This is a genomic window from Exiguobacterium sp. (genome assembly GCF_020832205.1).
Classification (GTDB): domain Bacteria; phylum Bacillota; class Bacilli; order Exiguobacteriales; family Exiguobacteriaceae; genus Exiguobacterium.
Genome location: NZ_JAFIFD010000051.1, coordinates 25,084 through 44,021 on the forward strand (window position 1 = coordinate 25,084; position 18,938 = coordinate 44,021).

The following is an 18,938-nucleotide window of genomic DNA, read 5'->3' on the forward strand; positions in this document are numbered from 1 at the left end:
CCAGTTTTTTATCGTGAAGAAAATACAGAGCCCGTCCGTTTGCGCGCCTCGAGCTGGGCGCGGAAACAGTAACGTAAAATCGTCTCTTGGTCACGCGGCGTCAAGTTCTCGAAACAAAGGGACAGTTCTTGTTTGACGGCCTGTTCGTGGACACGGACGAGACGGCTTTTCACGCGGAACGTCTGCGGCATGCCTCGGTCGTCCTCGATGCGGAACACGACGATGAGCGATTCATCGATCTCGATCGGAGCCCGATTGGCGACGATGCGCATCCCGCCGGCCGACACGTCGAGCGATGTCGTCTCGAACGCGGGAAACGCCTGTCCATCGGCGGCGAGCACCGTGACATTGATCATTTCCGGCACTCGTAAATATTCGCGACGTTGGACGCGTTTGATGTTTTCTGCTTTAGGGAGCGCAAACGCGTAGCGGAGTGTCAGTTGGGCGTCGCTCACTCGTTTTGTGATGACGGTGTTGAACGCGAACAGTTGGTCTTCTCCTTTAAAGAAATAAACGCGCAACGCTTCTTCTTCGTGCAAGAAGAACGTTTTTAGCGTCGCCGTTTCACTCGGCGACTCGATCCAGACGACATCGTCATGGATCGCCGCGATTTTCGTTTTGCCTTCGTTTCTCCCTTCAACTTCCACCCGTAACTCTTGACCAACTTTTAACATAAACTCAATTCCCCTTTTAGCTATTTAAATTGACGACGATTAGAGCGATTGGCGGCACGGACGAGCAATAAGGCCACCATCCACAGCACGACGATATAGAGCACGGCCGGTACTTTGTTCGTCGGGTCGATGAGCAAGATGTAGTCGAACACGCCGTGCATGAGCGTCGCCGAGGCGACCGCGATGAAGAGCCACAACCGCTCGCGCGACGAATGCTTCGCACGCCCGAGGCAAAAGCCCATCGCCACGGCGAACAAGGCGTGTCCGCTCACCGGCAAGACAGCTCGCCAGATTGCGATCTCGAGTGAGTCGTACACCCATAAATATAGAAAATTCTCTAACGTGGCGAAGCCGAGCGAGCAGGCGACCGCATAGAGAATCCCGTCGTAGTAATCATCAAAGACTTTATGTATGTATATTGTATAATAAATCATGAACCACTTAAAAAACTCTTCAAGAAGCGCGGTAGCCACGAACGCCTTCCAAAACGGGCTAGTGAGGACACCTTCCTCTTCGAGCGCGTATTGGATGAACATGATCGGAAAGACGAGGATGGCTCCGGCAACGAACGAACGAATCACATAGCCGAGCGGTTCCGCTTCCAATTCATGTCGCAAATAGAAATAGGAAAGAAGGGCGAACCCTGGCGCTACCGCAGACAAGGCGATTGCAATCATGATGCATCTCTCCTCTCTACCGTTAAGCATACACTGAAACGAACGAAAGAAAAAGTAGTTAACGCCTAGAAATTGGAAGAATCGAACAAAAAAAGTTGGAGGTTTACGTATGAATCATTTATTACTCATTCACACCGGGGGCACGATCGCGATGTCCCAAACCGGGTCAGGACACGTCTCACCGAGCGATATTAATCCGATCGACGCGACGTTGCCAAAAGCGACCGATATTGCCCGAATCACGACAAAACATTTCTCGAACATCCCGTCCCCGCATATGACGCCGGCGAAGATGCTCGAACTCGCCCAGTTCATCGCCCAACAATTGACGCAAGACACGTATGACGGGGTCGTCATCACCCACGGTACCGACACGCTCGAGGAGACGGCTTACTTCCTCCAAATCACGCTCGGCGCCCCGGTGCCGATCGTACTGACGGGAGCGATGCGCTCTTCTAACGAGATCGGCTCAGACGGAGAGTTCAATCTCATCACGGCACTCCGTGTCGCAAGAAGCGAGGCGGCGCGCGGCAAAGGCGTACTCGTCGTCTTCAACGGCGAGATCCACTCGGCGTTCAACGTCACGAAGACGCATACGTCATCGGTCGACACGTTCAAATCGGTCCACTTCGGCAACGTCGGCATGGTGACAAAAGATCACGTCCTCATTTACAGCCAGCCGATGACGCGGCAAGCGAAGATGATTTCACACATCACGAAACGGGTCGCCGTGTTAAAAGTCGTCGCCGGCATGGAACCTGACTTGCTTGAAGCCGTCCTCGATCTCGGGTATGACGGTCTCGTCCTTGAAGTGCTCGGTCAAGGGAACGTCCCGCCGACGATCATTCCCGCACTCGAGCGGCTCGTCGCCCACATCCCGGTCGTCATCGTCAGCCGTTGTTTCAACGGGATCGTCCAAGACGTCTACGGCTACGAAGGCGGCGGCAAGCAGTTGAAAGACATGGGTGTCATCTTCTCGAACGGACTCAACTCGCAAAAAGCCCGGCTCCGGCTTCTCGTCGAGCTCGAGGCGGGATCGTCTCAACCGGTCATGGAGCACAGTTTCAGCTTCCAGCAGTGACTTGCCAACACCCGCCCGCTTCCATACAATGGGGAATGAGGTGATTTCATTGAACAAACAGGCCATTATCGTCGGTGCCGGTCCTTGCGGCCTATCGGCGGCCATCGAACTAGAACGGGTCGGCATCTCATGCACGATCATCGAGCGCGGCAACATCGTCGACGCGATTTATCGTTATCCGACCCACCAGACGTTTTTCTCGTCTGCCAACTTACTTGAAATCGGGGATATCCCGTTCATCTGTAAAGATTTGAAACCGCGTCGTCAAGACGCGCTCGTCTACTACCGGGAAGTCGTGAGCCGGACGAACCTCGAGGTGAGACCGTTTGAAACGGTCACTTCCATCGACAAGAGTGACGGACGCTTTGTCGTGACGTCTCATCATGAGCGACACGGACAAATCGAACGGGAAGCGGACTACGTCGTCTTAGCGACAGGTTATTACGGGCGTCCTCGTAATCTCGACGTACCGGGGGAAGAGCTCCCTCACGTCTCGCATTACTTCAAAGAAGCGCACCCGTTCTACCGTCAACACGTCACCGTCATCGGCGGGAAAAACTCGGCCGTCGATGCGGCGATCGAACTTGAGAAAGCAGGAGCTCACGTCACGGTGCTCTACCGCGGAGATGCGTACAGCCCATCGGTCAAGCCGTGGGTGCTCCCGGCGTTCGATTCGCTCGTCCGTCATGAGAAAGTCCGCCTCGAGCTCGAAGCCGAGATCATCCGCATCGAGACGGACCACGTCGTGTACGTGCAGCACGGCGTCGAGAAACGAGTCGCAACCGACCACGTGCTCGCCATGACCGGGTATTTGCCGGATCATGGGCTGTTTGCCGAATCAGGTGTCGAGATCGATGAAGCGACAGGGGTCCCGTCGTTCAACGAATCGACGTATGAGACGAACGTCGACGGTCTGTTCATCGCCGGTGTCGTCGCCGCTGGAAATGACGCCAACAAGATCTTCATCGAGAACGGCCGATTCCATGGAAAAGCGATCGCTGAGACGCTCCGAGAGCGGAACGAAGTGACGTCATGACAACATCGAAAAAGAGGGAGCGCCTGACTTCAGGCACTCCCTCTTTTTGGCGATCAACGTACTTATATCATACCCAACCGCGGAAACGAGACGCTTCCGCCATCTTGCGGACACCGACCATATAAGCGGCGAGACGCATGTCGACTTTGCGGGCCGAGGACGTGTTGTACACGGTGTTGAACGAGTGGACGAGCACTTTTTCAAGTTTCTCTTCCACTTCCTCTTCCGTCCAGTAATACCCTTGATTGTTTTGTACCCATTCGAAGTATGAGACCGTCACACCACCGCTCGAGGCGAGCACGTCAGGTACGAGGAGGATACCACGCTCTGTCAAGATGCGTGTCGCTTCGTTCGTCGTCGGTCCGTTCGCGGCCTCGACGACGATGGACGCTTTAATATTATCGGCGTTGTCTTCTGTGATCTGATTCTCGATGGCGGCCGGCACTAAAATGTCACAGTCGAGCTCGAGCATCTCTTGATTGGAGATCGTGTTTTTGAACAACGTCGAGATCGTCCCGAACGAATCTCGGCGGTCAAGGAGATACGGGATATCAAGGCCGTTCTCATCGTGAATCGCCCCGTAGGCGTCACTGACGGCAATGACTTTAGCTCCGGCGTCGTACATGAACTTCGACAAGAAGCTGCCGGCATTACCGAACCCTTGGACGACGACGCGAGCGCCTTTTAACTCGATCCCGCGACGGAGAGCTGCTTCACGGATCATGATGGCGACACCTTTGGCCGTCGCCGTCTCACGCCCGTGCGAACCGCCGAGGACGAGCGGTTTACCCGTGATGAAGCCTGGTGAGTTGAACTCATCGATCCGGCTATATTCGTCCATCATCCACGCCATAATTTGTGAGTTCGTGAAGACGTCAGGTGCCGGAATGTCTTTCGTCGGTCCGACGATTTGACTGATGGCACGTACGTATCCGCGGCTCAAACGTTCGATTTCACGGAAACTCATCTCACGCGGATCACAGACGATACCGCCTTTCCCGCCGCCATATGGAAGGTCGACAATCCCGGCCTTCAAGCTCATCCATACCGATAGCGCCTTCACTTCCACTTCCGTGACGCTCGGGTGGAAACGAATCCCGCCTTTCGTCGGTCCGACGGCATCGTTGTGCTGTGCCCGATAGCCGGTGAAGATTTTCGTCGATCCATCGTCCATGCGGACCGGAATGCGAACGGTCAACATCCGGAGCGGCTCTTTCAAAAGCTCATACATCTCATCTGGATAGCCGAGCTTCTCGAGCGCCTCGTGAATGACCTCTTGTGTCGATTCCAGGATGTTTTTTCGTTTTTGATGACCTTTTTCTTGATCCGTAATCATGAAGGTTTCCTCCCCTAAGTTGTCAATTCTCCCCCAAGAATCAACCTCGTATTCGTTTAAAAGTATAGCTGATACACGACCAATTTGAAAGGGTTTTACAAAAATAATGAAAGCGTTTTCTAAAAGAAAAAGAAGGGGTGGCCCCTCCTTACTTTTCTAACGCCAGTTCGATGAAACGTTCGAGCAATTCACCGTATGAGATGCCGACCGCACGGGCGCTGTCCGGGAACAGGCTGAGCGGTGTCATGCCCGGGAGCGTATTCGTCTCGAGAATGTAAGCGAGCCCGTCTTCTGAAACGAGGAAGTCAGAACGCGAATAGCCGGCACAACCGAGTGCTCGGTGCGCGAGCACGGCCGCCTCTTGCACTTCTTTCGTCAACGCTTCAGGAAGTTCAGCCGGACAGACGTGCACCGATCCGCCTTCCGTATACTTCGACTCATAGTCGTAAAACTCATTTTTCGGGATGATCTCGATGACCGGTAGGGCGTATTCGTTCCCGCGGTTGCCTAGCACCGGTACGGTCAACTCGCGCCCTTTAATATATTGTTCGACCAACACGGCCGTGTCACATTGGAACGCCTTGGCGATCCCGTCACGTAACATCGTCTCGTCCATCGCGATCGTCAATCCGTTCGACGAGCCTTCCTGCGCCGGTTTGACGACACACGGAAACTCGCCACCCCACTCCGCGACTTTCTCATCGATTTCATCTGTACCCTCGACGAGCACGTCACGCGCGACGCGAATGCCGGCCGCCTTGAAAATAATTTTTGCCCGCGCTTTGTCCATCGCGAGCGCTGACGCCAATACACCAGAACCGGTGTACGGAAGTTGCGCCATCTCGAGGAGCGACTGGACGCGACCGTCCTCGCCATACTTCCCGTGAAGCGCACTCAAGACGACATCCGCTTCGAGCTGCAATAACTCTTCCGCCCGATCGGGGTGGAAATCGATGGCCACAACTTCATGCCCTCTTTCTTTCAGCGCCTCGATCATACCTTTTCCGCTCGTGAGCGATACTTCCCGCTCACCCGATACTCCTCCATATAACACCGCGACTCTCATCTAATCTCTCCTTCGACTATCTTCTGAAAAATTCAAGTTTTATCATACCACGGGCGGCGCGAAAACAATAGAAACAGAACGGTGAAAAAGCCGTACTCACGCAAACGCATCGTACAGCTCTTTCACCGCTTGTTCTGTTTGAATCGTCTTGCCGTATTCGAGCATGACGTACGGGCTGACGGTCGTCGTCTTTCCGTATTCGGAGAGGATGGCAGCTAGTGGCTCTTCGACGCGAGGAGGCAGTACTTCCGCGAAATGCAAATAGTAGCGTCCTTCGTAATGGTAGAGCGCCCCGCCATGCTCCGTGTCGCGCATGAAAGGGAACAAGCGGACCGAGGCGTCAATGACGTCCTCGATGTCTTCGAACTGGTAAATCAAATGGTGGATCACGTCGATCGTCAAACGGATTTCGACTTGTTCTTGGTCTGCTTCCGGTTCGACCGCCCCCACTTTTTGGACGTCGATGACAATCCCGTCACGCGGGAACATCGTCACGTTCAAATCGACGGCGCCTTGCGGGGAAAACCCGTACTCGGCCTCCGCCGTCTCGAGCAGTTCACGCCAGAGCTCCTGTCCGCTCTCTCCGACGATCGTATCGATGGCGATGCCTCGAAGCGATAGCTCATTCGCAGTCAAATACACTCTCAAATGTTCTTTTGTTTGTTTTTCAAATCTCAAACGAAAACCTCCAAAGAATAATCGTTCCTACATAACAATAAGCTACTCTCGTTTCACCGAACTGTCAAATTGTTGCGAGCCACTCGTTCCACGCTTCAGGTGAATTGCCGAGAAACGCCTCTTTGAACCGGGACGCCTGTTGACTGACGGCATAACCGCCGACACCGATGACGAGGTCCGGGTGATCCGTCTTCACATATGCCATCGCCGACTCGAGTCCGTCGAGATGTTCGGAAAGCGTGCACGAGAAGATGAGGCATTTCGCCTCGATGTCATATAGCGCCGTACTCAAGTCTTCTTTCGGGATACCCGATCCAAGAAAGATAACGTCATAGCCGTGCTGTCTCAAGTAGAGCGTGACGAACAACAGTCCGATCTCATGCATCTCTTCCGGGGCGCACACACAGACGATGCGCGGCAAAAACGGGTTCATCGGCATTTGCAACGACAACGTCGACAGACGGGACCGGAGAAACGCTGTCGCGAAATGTTCGTGCGCGATCGTGATCGTATCGTTCTCCCACCGTGTGCCGATGTCCATGAGCAACGGTCCGATAATATCTTTCGTCACTTTTTCAAAACTGAACGTGTTGAAAGCACGGTTGATCAAATCATGCGCTTGGCGCTCGTCGAAAGCGAGCAACGCATCCATCAAGCCGTCTTTCAATTCTTCATCATAGAGACGCTCAGGCTTCGGCTCAGGCGCCTTATGGAGTTGTTGGATCGCTTGGGACACGGTCAACCCTTCACGTTGTTTCTCGACGACCCATTTGATCTTTTCGACGTCTTGTTCCGAATATAGACGGTGGCCCGAATCGGTCCGGCTCGGGACGATAAATTGGTAGCGACGTTCCCACGCCCGAATCGTCGTCGGGTTCACTCCCGTGAGTGATGCGACCGTCTTAATGGAGTATTTCGGCATGACAGCCCCTCCTTTCCTAACTAGTCTTCTCTTTTAGTATAGACCCATGCCCGTCAATTCGCCTGTTTTATTGTGCAAATTCATATAAAAAATGGCGCATCGTTTCCAAACGAGCCGTAAAAGGAAGGGATTGGCAAGATTTCATAAAAAAAATACGGCTTTTACGCCGTATCGGTTATAAAAAGATCGCGTGACGCCCTATATATAAAAATGCCAGAATAATAGCAAACATCGAAAGTGTCAGCATCATGGCAAGTGGCCGTTTCAACCAATTGTCATTCAATTTTTCTTTACGTTCGTATTCTTGCCGTTCCGATCGAGACGGCAACGTATCCACCACTTTGTCACGGAGTGAATCCGCCTGGTTCCGATGTCGCAACGTATGTCCTCCTTTACCTTTTTTATCATTTTACTATGATATCAATCAAAGGAAAAGATGCGGGCCAACCGATGTTTCCATTCTGTCACATTTTTAGACACAACTTGCTCGCTTTCAGGGAACGAAATCTCTCCGCAGACGTCGCAGCAAGGTTGTTGGTCAACCGGTTGTTCCGAGAAGTAACGCAACAAATAGTCGCGCCGGCACGTCTTGATGAGGGCGTAATCCATCATTTGACCGAGTTGGCGATAGCGGTCGCGCTTTCTTTCCTTTACCCAATCGATGGCACCGGCAAGCGTTCGTTCCGCGAGCATCTGTTTTAACAATCCCCACACCGGGTCTTCTTCGTTCATTTTCAGGAGACGCGGCAATTGAGCCAAACTCGTGCCGTTTTCCCGCTCAAAATATGCGACCCGGATGTCTTTTTCTTTCGGATATTGTTGGTCGATTAAAAACTGTTGAATCCGCTCATCCCCTTCGGCGTACAACAACACCGCGAAAGCAGGCGCCCCGTCCCGTCCGGCGCGGCCGATTTCTTGCATGTACGCCTCGAGCGTCGCCGGGAGCTGGAAATGGATGACGCTACGGACGTTGTCTTTGTTGACCCCCATCCCGAACGCGCTCGTACATACCATGACCGCCACTTCATCTCTCAAAAACTGGGATTGGACGAGGCGACGGTCCTCGGTCGACATGCCACCGTGGTAAAACAAGGCGTCATCGAGCGCCATCGCGAGAGACTCCGCTTCACGCCGCGTCGCCGTATAGATGACGGCCGGCTTCGGCACTTCGCGAACGAGATCGACGAGTCGCGGCAACTTCTGATCGGTGTCGAGACGCTCGACGATGAGCCGAATCTCGGGACGGTTCGCCGAATGGACGAACTGCGACGGGGAGAATAACGCCAATTTCTCGATGATGTCGCGTTTGACCGTCTCCGGTGCGGTCGCCGTCACGGCCATGCACTGCGGACTGCCGAGCTGTTTCCTCAATTCGCCGAGCCGGGCATACTCCGGCCGGAACTCATGCCCCCATTGCGAGATGCAGTGCGCTTCATCGACGACGAGCATTTGAATCTTCGTATTCGACAGCGCGCGCGTCACGTGCGGCACAGCAAGCTGTTCCGGCGACAAATACAAGAAGCGGTAACGCTTCAAGTGGTTCAAGATGTCCTGTTTCTCTTCAAGCGTCTCCATCGATGTGAGCCGGGCGACGCCACGTTCACCGCGCTCACGGATGTGGAGCATCTGATCCTCGATTAACGAGAGGAGCGGGGAGACGATGATCGTCAGCCCGTCATTTTTAATGTAGGACGGCAACTGGAACGTCAACGACTTCCCGGCCCCGGTCGGCATGATGGCGAGCACGTCTTGTCCGTCCGCGACCGCCTCGATGACATCGCGTTGGCCTTCACGAAATGAGTCATAGCCGAATACTCGTTTCAAAGTTTTCTCATACAAACGTCTCACCTCGTTTCAGTCTTGCGAACACTAAGCGAATCTGGAAATAACTAAGTTCGTCGATCTGGTCAAAAATCGGTTTCAACGCCCAACTTTCGCCTTCGCGGAGCCGCTCCACTTCAGCGATCCATCGCGTTGGCACGAATTGGTCGAGCGGGAACTCCTCGATATACATCGCCATCTCGACGACGTGATCCTCGATTGTCGAAGTACGTAACCGCCGCAGCGATTGTACTTCCGAGAACGAACGCCCTGCCGTCAACAAGTCAAACGACTCCCGTGCCGAGAGCGTCATCCGTTCACGAGACAGACCGTGGCTAAATCCTCGGAGTTTGGCGTCTTCCGGCAATTGGTTCAACAACGCGTTCCATCCCGCTAAAAAGTAAAGACGGGCCGTCCGAGCATCGACGTCGAGGAGCGTTGCGATTTGTTCATACGTGTAGCCGGTCTCGAACGCACCCGTGAACCGGTAGACGACAGCGGTCGCATACGGGTCTCCGACCGCCTCGAGCGCAGTCTCGAGTTCTGCGTGAAACGACTCGATCAACGGACGCCAGTCCCGGTCGGACCGGACGATTTGCTTCACCCATCGTTCGGCGAGCCGGTCCGCCTGAACCGGATAGAACGTCCGTTTATGCTCGAGCGACATGAACGTCTGGATGAACAGACTGAGACGTTTCCACGTCATCGTCGTATAGTCGCGCTGTTCACCGCCGAGACGTTCAAATAAGTCACTCACCGCTTCCGGAGCAGCTAAAAGCTGACCTGCCCCGGTCAGTGTGAACGTCGAACGGTTGAGCCAGCCTCGTTTCTCTAACGAGGCCATCAGTTTCTCGTAATCATATTTCGTGTACGGGAACATCCCGAACACCGGTTCAAGGTCATAAAAGAACGCATCTTGAAGTGTCGTCGCCGACCGTTTCCCGTTCAACACGTGAAACAGACTCCGCTCGCTGCGCTCTCCTTTTAAACGGTCGATCGCGAGGAGCAGCACCCCGTCAGCTAAATGAACCATCGTGCCACCTCCTCTCAAAAATCATTATTCTTCCAAAACGATGTTCGTTTCCTCATTGAAATAATCGGGTATGTAGACTACAATTACTCATAGTCAGTAGAAAGTCGATTTCTATGAAGAGAGACGAAACGTATGGAGGGTTAATAATGGCAAAATTTACAATTGTTGATAAAGATACATGCATCGCGTGTGGAGCTTGCGGAGCCGCCGCCCCGGACATCTTCGACTATGATGATGAAGGTCTCGCCTTCAACTTGATGGACGACAACACAGGTACGATCGAAGTCCCGGATGAGCTTTACGAGGACTTGATGGATGCGTTCGAAGGTTGTCCGACCGACTCAATCAAAGTCGCAGACGAATCGTTCGACGGCGATGCGCTCAAATACGAATAAGCGGAGAGAGACATGTGTGTCTAAGACATACATGTCTCTCTTTTTTTTAGCGGGCCGCCTTCCGGAAGCCTGCTGCTTCGGCTTCATCTTCAGAGCAGAACATCTCCTCGGCATTCGTCCGCTCATAGCTCGCACCGCCCGGGACGTGATAGATTTTCTCCCCGTCTCGGTTGATGTTGCCTTTTATGTCACAATCACGATCTGTCTTCGGTTTCGGGGTCGCAGGCGTCGTCGCCTCATGGTCAAACCCGTTCCCTGTCACGTAGTCTTCGAGGCTCCAGATGCCGAGCAACGCTTCTTTCGCTGATCGCTCGACCGTCCGAAACGCATCGACGTGCTGCGTGTTCGGGGCATAGATGTACGCGACTCGGGCCAAACCGCGCCGCAACAATTCCTCGTTCAGCATCACCCCGTCGTACCAGACGTAAGCGAGCGTGCGCTGATACCGGTCATAGCGCCCGACATCATACTCGAGGGTGATCGTGTCCCCTTCCGGGAGCCAACGCTCGACAAACGATTTCGCTTCCTCTCCGTACGGTTGCACCGGGAGTGTCGGATGACTCGTCTCTGGCGTGTCGACGAGGAGCAGGCGAATCGATTCGGTCGCGCCGCTCTCGAACTCGACTTTGAGCGTGTCGCCATCGACGACGCGGTCGAGCGTGACCGTCTCTGTCTTGCCAATCGGTCGGGCGACTTGCTTCCCGACGTCAGCACTCGGATAGTCCGCCTCCAGTTCAACGAGCGATTCGGGCGGGTCGACTTGGCCGGCGAACCAGTCGTCGACCGAACAGCCGGACAGCACGATCGTCGCCAAAAAGACGAACAGCCATTGCCATCTTTTTTTCAATTGTCTCACCTCTTTATGAGTATAACAAAAAAGGTTGTTCGACTTAAGCGTCAAACAACCTTTCGTAAACGGGACATATGTCCTTTCTTTCGTTAACGTTTCCCTTTAATATACGGGATACCGACTGACTTCGGCGCATCAGCCCGTCCGACGACTCCAGCGAGCGCGAGAATCGTGAGCGCGTACGGTGCGATCAAGAGCAGCACTTGCGGCACGTTGTTGATGACCGGCAAGTTGCTGCCGATGATCGAGAGTGCTTGAGCGAATCCGAAGAAGAGACCGGCTCCGAGGGCACCGAGCGGATTCCATTTTCCGAAGATCATCGCAGCGATGGCAAGGAAGCCTTGTCCGACGATCGTCGTCCCACTGAAGTTCGTCGTGACAGTGACGGCGTATACCGCACCGGCAAGACCACCGAACGCGCCCGAGAGCATGACGCCCATGAAGCGCATTTTCGTGACGTTGATCCCCATCGTATCCGCCGCCATCGGGTGTTCCCCGACCGAACGAAGACGCAGACCAAACGGTGTCTTGAAGATGACGAACCAGACGACGAACGCGAGTGCGATTGCGATGAACGACGTGTACTGGACGTTGATGAAGAACATGCGGAGCACCGGAATGTCCGACAAGATCGGCACGTTCTCTTTGGCGATCCGGTATTGAATGAAGTCGGTCTGTCCTTTGTTGTACAAGACACGGACGACGAAGATGGCGAGACCGACGGCGAGCATGTTGATCGCGACACCGAGAACGGTCTGGTCAGCCCGCCACAGAATCGCCGGCACAGCCAAGAAGAGCGAGAAGAGCGCACCGACGACCATCGCGACTAAAAGCGCGATCCACGGGCTGAGCCCGCCGAGTCCCATGTTCGTCAACGTGAGCGTCGTGATGATCCCTGTCGCGGCACCGATGACCATGATCCCTTCGAGGGCGATGTTGACGACACCCGACCGTTCACTGAAGATACCGCCGAGAGCGGCGATGATGAGTGGAGTCGCATAGGCAAGTGCAACCGGTACGACGATATAGAGGACTTCTAAGAAGCTCATTTTTTCTCCACTCCTTTCTTACGATTTCCTTTAAGTTTCTCGATTACATAGTTGAGTGCGTAACCTGACGCCACGAAGATGACGATCGCAGCGATGATGACTTTGACGAGTTCAGACGGAATGTTCGCACCGAGCTGCATCGCGAGCCCACCGATGTTGAGTCCGGCGAACAACAAAGCCGCCAAGACGACACCGACGGCCGTGTTCGCACCGAGAAGCGCGACGGCAATCCCGTCGAATCCGACACCTGTGAACGACGCGCTGAGCGTCATGCCATTGAACGTCCCGAGACCTTCCATCGCACCGGCGAGACCGGCGAACATACCCGAGATGACGAACGACAAGACGATGTTGCGATTGACACTCATCCCCGCGTATTGCGAGGCGTGCTTGTTGAAGCCGACGGCGCGAAGCTCATAACCGAGCGTCGTCCGTTGCAAGATGTAGTAATAGACGATGGCAGCGAGCACGGCGATGAGAATACCCCAGTGCAAGCGCGAGAACGTCGTCAATTCACGAAGCAACGGTGAGGCGAGCGAGGCCGAGTCTTTGATCGATTCGGTCCGTTCGTTCGTCACCCCGATGACGCTACGTAAAATCGCGTTCGTCGTATAGAGGGCGATATAGTTCATCATGATCGATGTGATGACCTCGTGGACGTGGAACTTCGCCTTGAGGAAACCTGGCACGAACGCCCAAGCAGCTGCAGCGAGCATCGCCGCGAGCAAGGCGAGCGGCAAGTGGATGAACATCGGCAAATCAAAGTTGATCCCGATGTACACCGCTGCCACCCAGCCGATCAACACTTGGCCTTCGACCCCGATGTTGAACAAACCGGTCCGGAACGCGAAAGCGACCGCTAGACCTGAGAAGATGAGCGGCGCCGCGGCACGGAGCGTCTCACCGATCGCGTACGGGCTACCGAGCATGCCGTTAAAGAGCGACGAAAAACCGCGGATTGGGTCGTAACCGCCGATGAGCATGACGATCGCCCCGACGAGTAGTCCCATCAAGATCGACAGGAGTGGGATGAGAAGTCGATTGAGTCCTAGCTTGTTCATACTGTTTCTTCCCCTCTCTTACCGCCGGCCATCAAGAAGCCGAGCTCTTGCTCTGTCGTTTCTTTCGGATCACGGATTCCGACGATCTTACCTTCATAGAGAACCGCGACCCGGTCGGACACGTGTAAAATTTCTTCAAGTTCGAACGAGATGAGCAGGACGGCGCGTCCTTTTTCCCGTTCTTTGATCAACTGTTCATGGATGAACTCGATGGCGCCGACGTCAAGACCGCGCGTCGGTTGCGCCGCGATCAACAAGTCCGGGGACCGATCGACTTCACGGGCGATGATCGCTTTTTGTTGGTTCCCCCCAGATAACGCCCGAGCCGGTACGTCGACTGATGGAGTTCGGACGTCAAACTTCTCAATTAACGCTTTAGCTTTCTCTGCCACGGCCTTGTAATTCATCAAACCGCGTTTCGAGAAAGGCTCTTTGTAGTACGTCTGGAGCACCATGTTGTCGCGAATCGTATAGTCGAGGACGAGTCCATGTTTGTGCCGGTCTTGCGGGATATGGCCGACGCCCGCCTCGGTCACTTTACGAGGGGTGAATCCGGTCACATCGTTCCCGTTCAAGAAAATCTTTCCTGACTCCGGTTTTTTAAGTCCTGAAATCGCCTCGATCAGTTCCGTCTGTCCGTTCCCGTCGATTCCGGCGATGCCAAGAATTTCACCAGAACGAATTTGTAAATCCAAGCCTTCTACGACTTCTAGGCCACGACTGTCTTTGACGACGAGCTTTTGAATGTCGAGCACGACTTGCTGTGGATCTGCCTTGGAATATTCCGCATCAAAGTTGACTTCGCGACCGACCATCATTTCAGCAAGGCGATCTTCATTGACCGTCTCGTCGATGTCGACCGTGCCGATATAGCGTCCGCGACGGATGACCGTACAGCGGTCTGCGACTTGCATGATCTCTTTTAGCTTATGCGTGATCAAGATGATTGACTTGCCCTCTTCGATAAGACGCTTCATGATCTGGATGAGTTCTTGAATCTCTTGCGGCGTCAACACGGCCGTCGGTTCATCAAAAATCAAAATCTCCGCCCCGCGATAGAGCGTTTTCAAAATTTCGACACGCTGCTGCATCCCGACCGAGATGTCCTCGATTTTCGCATCTGGATCGATGCGGAGGCCATACTGTTCCGAGATGTCCATTACTTTTTTACGCGCCGTAGCCCGGTCGACCGTCAAGCCGCTCTTCGGTTCTGAACCGAGGATGATGTTTTCTGTCACCGTGAACTTCTCGACGAGCATGAAGTGTTGGTGCACCATGCCGATGCCGAGATCGTTGGCGATGTTCGGATTCTCAATGTCCACTTTTTCTCCACGCACGCGAATCTCTCCACCTTCCGGTTGATAGAGACCGAACAAGACGTTCATGAGCGTCGATTTCCCGGCACCATTTTCCCCGAGAAGCGCATGAATCTCGCCTTTGCGTAGTTGGAGGGTGATATTGTCGTTCGCTACGAACGTTCCGAACTCTTTGCGAATATTGAGCATTTCAATAACATATTCCAAGAAAGTCCACCCCTAACTTTAAGTAAAGGGAGACCGCATGGGTCCCCCCTAACTCAATGAATTATTTTACTGATTTCATGAACTCTTCGAACTCAGCATCTGTCGCTGGAGCCGTAAGTTCGCCGTCGATCAACTGTTGACGGTACTCGTCAACTTTCGCGAGGATCTCGTCTGAGACGTGGTTGTCTGATGTTTCGGCAATACCGACGCCGTCATCTTTCAAGCCGAACTCGATGATTTCTCCGCCTGGGAAGTTCCCGTCCATCGTCTGTTTCGATACTTCATACGTCGCAGTGTCTACACGTTTGACCATCGAAGTGAGCGTGACGTCTTCTGGAAGTCCTTCTTCGTATTGGTCGCGGTCAACACCGATGACCCATACTTGTTCACCGTTTTTCTTACGGTTTTTCGCTTCAGTGAATACGCCTACCCCTGTACCGCCTGCTGCGTGATAGATGATGTCAGAACCTGCGCCGTACATCCCTGAAGCGATCGCTGTTCCTTTTTCTGCTGAGTTAAAGTCTTCTGCATACTTGACGTCGATTGTCGCGTCCGGGTTAACCGCCATGACACCGGCTTTAAATCCGTTCTCGAACTTTTTGATCAAGTCAGACTCGACGCCGCCGATGAAACCGACTTTGTTCGACTCTGTAGAGAGACCGGCGATGACACCGACGAGGAACGAACCTTCTTGTTCTTTAAACGTGATCGATGCGACGTTCGGTGCATCAACGACCATGTCGACGATCGCGAAGTTGTTATCTGGGAACTGCTCCGCCACTGTCTGAATGTCTTCAGCCATCAAGAAGCCGATTCCGTAGATCAAGTTGAAGTTGTCACGTGCCAATTGCTGCAAGTTCGGCTGGTAGTCCGCTTGTTTTGACGATTGAAGGTATTTGAACCCTTCGTTTTCCGTCAAGTTGTTGTCTTCCCCAAACTTCGTGAGACCTTCCCATGCAGATTGGTTGAACGACTTGTCGTCGACGCCGCCCGTATCCGTTACCATCGCTACTTTGAAGTCGCCGGCTTCCCCGCCGCCTTCTCCGTTTGAAGCACCTTCATTGTCGTCCCCGCCACATGCTGCGAGTACTGTCGAGAGTGTGAGACCTGCTGCTAAAGCTGAGAGAATCGTTTTTTTCTTGTTCATCATCGTCGTGTTTCCCCTTTCGGTTCATAACAATTTAGGTTGTCATGTTATCAGTAGTCTTTACACCGGTATAAGAAAGCGCTTTCACGCTGTTCCCCAAAAATAACCGTTTCCGGATAAAACGAACTAGCTTAGACGCGTTTGCGTACGACGTGGAAGTCGAAGCGATCCGCTCGGAAAAAGTTTGCTGAATCGAGCAACGGTAAGTCGCTCTCATCGTAGTGCAGTTGTTTTAAAGCGAGTAACGGTTGGTCCGTTTGAAGTTGAGTCGAAATCTCTGTGTTCACACTCGGTTCGATGTGCGTGATCGCATATGCGACCCGACGTCCTACCTCTTTTTCGAGCGCGTCGAACAGCGACTTTCCTTCTGTCAAGGCTTCAGGATCAGAAACGAGATGTGCGGGAATTTTGTCCACACAGTATACGACCGGTGTTTCGTCCGCGTAACGAATCCGGACGATCCGATAAATCGGAGAGTTCGGTTCAATCTTTAGACGGTCGGCTTCTCTCTCTGTCGCTAACACCTTTTCGGCCACCAATACTTTTGTTCCTGGTGTCATTTTGGCGCGCATGATCATGTCCGTTACGCTGAACAGTTCTTCGATCCCTGATGTGAAGGGAGGTTTTGAACTGATGAACGTTCCGACTCCATGTTTCCGCACGACAAATTTCTCGTCTTCGAGGATACGGAGCGCTTCTCGGAGCGTCGCACGACTGACTCCTAGTTGCTTCGACAACTCGAATTCTGAAGGAAGTTTTTCTCCTTCACGATAGACACCCTCATCGATATCTTGCTTGATTTTCTCAATCACCCGGAGATAGAGCAAGCGATGATCGAGCTTGATCGACATGGGCCTCACCACCTTTACCTATTCTTACCAGTGCTCAGACATCTGACGTATGAATGCCCTTGCCAATATTAAGTATAGGGATTCCAGAATTAGAACGCAATAGTTTTTGTTCGGAATCAAGGAAATATTTTAAAGTGAAGGGATTCTGTTCACCTCTTAGTCTATATTACCTGTTACCTTCCGGTTTGAAAAGAATCTGTAAAATGAAAACGGTATTAAAATATGAAAGCGTTTCACGTTTTTCAGTAGTATGGCGCATTTGGCCATATAGGTCAGATGTGCTATATGAGTCATCATAAGCAGGCTTATTTTCAGAATTGAACGCTCATTTCCTTTTTGCTGCAAAAAGAATAAAAAGCGAACGTTGAGATGTTCATACATCTTAACGTTCGCTTTTTATTTTTACGTCTCTTGCTCGTTGACGAGCACTTTCCGTGGTTTCGAGCCTTCTGACGGGCCGACGTATCCAGCTTGTTCGAGCGAATCGATCAAGCGGGCCGCCCGGTTATACCCGATGCGGAATCTTCGTTGAATCATCGATGTCGATGCCGTCTCTTGCGTCATGATGAATTGAACGACTTCTCCGAACAGCGAGTCATCGGAATCGATTGTCGTCACTTCTTCTTCTTTCGGCATCATCGCCTCGACGTATTGCGCTCGTTGTTGCGCGATGACATGATTGACGACCGTCTCGACTTCTTGATCAGAAACGAACGCCCCTTGGACACGGACAGGCTTGTTCATGCCGTTGGCGAGCATGAGCATGTCGCCACGGCCTAGTAATTTCTCAGCCCCGCCCCCGTCGAGAATCGTCCGTGAATCCGTCTGCGAGGAGACGGCAAAAGCGATGCGGGACGGGATGTTCGCTTTAATGACGCCGGTGATGACATCGACAGACGGACGCTGCGTCGCGAGCACCATATGAATTCCCGCCGCCCGAGCCATTTGGGCGAGACGCATGATTGCGTCCTCGACATCGTTCGATGCGACCATCATGAGATCGGCAAGTTCATCGACGATGACGACAATGAACGGCAACCGTTTCGCGTCCTCGTCTTCCGACTTGTCGACGAGCTCATTGTACCCCTCGATGTTACGGACACCGTAGCGGCTGAACAACTCATACCGCCGCTCCATTTCGGCGACGACTTGCTTGAGCGCTTGTGCCGCTTTTTTCGGATCGGTGACGACCGGCGTCAACAAGTGCGGGACGCCATTGTAGACGTTCAACTCGACCATTTTCGGGTCGATCATCATGAGTCGGACTTCATCCGGCCGCGTCCGCATCAAGATTGATACGATCATACCGTTAATGCAGACCGATTTCCCTGACCCGGTCGATCCGGCCACGAGCAAGTGCGGCATTTTGTTCAAGGCGACCGTCACCGTCTCCCCACTAATGCTTCTCCCGAGCGCGACGAGGAGCGGTGACGACTCACGTTTGACCGGTTCTGCTTCGAGCACTTCACGAAGACAGACCGGGGCGACTTCTTGGTTCGGGACCTCGATGCCGATCGCCGCCTTGCCTGGGATCGGGGCCTCGATCCGGATATCTTTCGCTGCGAGGGCGAGCGCCAAATCATCGCTCAGTGATGTGATCCGGCTCACTTTCACCCCGATATCAGGTTGCAGCTCATATTTCGTCACGGTCGGGCCTAAATGAATTTTAAGCACTTTGACACCGACACCGAACGATTTGAGCGTCTGGCCGAGTTTCGTCGCATTCGCTTTCAAGCGT

The 18,938-nt window shown here is 53.3% G+C and carries 19 protein-coding genes; 3 read left to right on the plus strand and 16 right to left on the minus strand.

Annotation, left to right across the window (positions count from 1 at the left end):
• Positions 1–8 precede the first annotated feature (8 nt).
• A complete protein-coding gene (locus JJU47_RS13795) occupies positions 9–674 on the minus strand; it encodes a flagellar brake protein (RefSeq protein ID WP_228620503.1) in 666 nt (221 codons plus the stop codon).
• Positions 675–694: 20 nt separating this feature from the next.
• Entirely contained in the window at positions 695–1,351 is a 657-nt protein-coding gene (gene prsW / locus JJU47_RS13800) for a glutamic-type intramembrane protease PrsW (RefSeq protein WP_228620505.1), read from the minus strand.
• Between the two features lie 109 nt (positions 1,352–1,460).
• Between prsW and JJU47_RS13805 the strand changes: the two genes are divergently transcribed.
• Both JJU47_RS13805 and JJU47_RS13810 read left to right on the plus strand, forming a co-directional pair.
• On the plus strand, positions 1,461–2,432 hold the full coding sequence (locus JJU47_RS13805) for an asparaginase (RefSeq protein WP_228620507.1): 972 nt from the start codon (positions 1,461–1,463) through the stop codon (positions 2,430–2,432).
• A gap of 28 nt (positions 2,433–2,460) precedes the next feature.
• Entirely contained in the window at positions 2,461–3,468 is a 1,008-nt protein-coding gene (locus JJU47_RS13810) for a YpdA family putative bacillithiol disulfide reductase (protein ID WP_228620540.1), read from the plus strand.
• Positions 3,469–3,535: 67 nt separating this feature from the next.
• Here the strand turns inward: JJU47_RS13810 and JJU47_RS13815 are convergent, their stop codons facing one another.
• The 7 genes from JJU47_RS13815 to JJU47_RS13845 form a co-directional block, all read right to left on the minus strand.
• On the minus strand, positions 3,536–4,804 hold the full coding sequence (locus JJU47_RS13815; RefSeq protein WP_228620509.1) for a Glu/Leu/Phe/Val family dehydrogenase: 1,269 nt from the start codon (positions 4,802–4,804) through the stop codon (positions 3,536–3,538).
• A gap of 148 nt (positions 4,805–4,952) precedes the next feature.
• Complete coding sequence (locus JJU47_RS13820; RefSeq protein WP_228620511.1) at positions 4,953–5,870, minus strand: D-alanine--D-alanine ligase; 918 nt, start codon at positions 5,868–5,870, stop codon at positions 4,953–4,955.
• A 96-nt stretch (positions 5,871–5,966) separates the two neighbouring features.
• Positions 5,967–6,548, minus strand: a complete 582-nt coding sequence (locus JJU47_RS13825) for an adaptor protein MecA (RefSeq protein WP_228620514.1) — start codon at positions 6,546–6,548, stop codon at positions 5,967–5,969.
• A 64-nt stretch (positions 6,549–6,612) separates the two neighbouring features.
• Entirely contained in the window at positions 6,613–7,470 is an 858-nt protein-coding gene (locus JJU47_RS13830) for a MerR family transcriptional regulator (RefSeq protein WP_228620516.1), read from the minus strand.
• Positions 7,471–7,645: 175 nt separating this feature from the next.
• A complete protein-coding gene (locus tag JJU47_RS13835; RefSeq protein ID WP_228620518.1) occupies positions 7,646–7,849 on the minus strand; it encodes a hypothetical protein in 204 nt (67 codons plus the stop codon).
• A 41-nt stretch (positions 7,850–7,890) separates the two neighbouring features.
• Entirely contained in the window at positions 7,891–9,318 is a 1,428-nt protein-coding gene (locus JJU47_RS13840) for a RecQ family ATP-dependent DNA helicase (protein ID WP_228620520.1), read from the minus strand.
• Entirely contained in the window at positions 9,302–10,324 is a 1,023-nt protein-coding gene (locus JJU47_RS13845; RefSeq protein WP_228620522.1) for a YpbB family protein, read from the minus strand. The genes JJU47_RS13840 and JJU47_RS13845 overlap by 17 nt, the downstream gene beginning before the upstream one ends.
• 146 nt (positions 10,325–10,470) lie before the next feature.
• Here JJU47_RS13845 and JJU47_RS13850 point away from each other — a divergent pair, with 146 nt between their 5' ends.
• Complete coding sequence (locus JJU47_RS13850) at positions 10,471–10,719, plus strand: ferredoxin (RefSeq protein WP_021067177.1); 249 nt, start codon at positions 10,471–10,473, stop codon at positions 10,717–10,719.
• Positions 10,720–10,765: 46 nt separating this feature from the next.
• Here JJU47_RS13850 and JJU47_RS13855 read toward each other — a convergent pair whose 3' ends face one another.
• The 7 genes from JJU47_RS13855 to JJU47_RS13885 form a co-directional block, all read right to left on the minus strand.
• The gene (locus tag JJU47_RS13855; protein ID WP_228620524.1) at positions 10,766–11,575 is read right to left on the minus strand and encodes a thermonuclease family protein; all 810 of its coding nucleotides are present in this window, start codon (positions 11,573–11,575) and stop codon (positions 10,766–10,768) included.
• 83 nt (positions 11,576–11,658) lie between these two features.
• Positions 11,659–12,618: an ABC transporter permease gene (locus JJU47_RS13860; protein ID WP_228620526.1), complete on the minus strand. Its 960-nt coding sequence runs from the start codon at positions 12,616–12,618 to the stop codon at positions 11,659–11,661.
• Entirely contained in the window at positions 12,615–13,679 is a 1,065-nt protein-coding gene (locus JJU47_RS13865) for an ABC transporter permease (RefSeq protein ID WP_228620528.1), read from the minus strand. The genes JJU47_RS13860 and JJU47_RS13865 overlap by 4 nt, the downstream gene beginning before the upstream one ends.
• Entirely contained in the window at positions 13,676–15,202 is a 1,527-nt protein-coding gene (locus tag JJU47_RS13870; protein ID WP_228620530.1) for an ABC transporter ATP-binding protein, read from the minus strand. The genes JJU47_RS13865 and JJU47_RS13870 overlap by 4 nt, the downstream gene beginning before the upstream one ends.
• A 61-nt stretch (positions 15,203–15,263) precedes the next feature.
• Positions 15,264–16,349, minus strand: coding sequence for a BMP family lipoprotein (locus tag JJU47_RS13875; RefSeq protein WP_228620542.1), 1,086 nt, complete (start codon positions 16,347–16,349; stop codon positions 15,264–15,266).
• Positions 16,350–16,480: 131 nt separating this feature from the next.
• On the minus strand, positions 16,481–17,200 hold the full coding sequence (locus tag JJU47_RS13880; RefSeq protein WP_228620532.1) for a GntR family transcriptional regulator: 720 nt from the start codon (positions 17,198–17,200) through the stop codon (positions 16,481–16,483).
• Between the two features lie 402 nt (positions 17,201–17,602).
• Positions 17,603–18,938: DNA translocase FtsK (locus JJU47_RS13885; protein ID WP_228620534.1), on the minus strand; the 1,336-nt coding region annotated here is incomplete at its 5' end.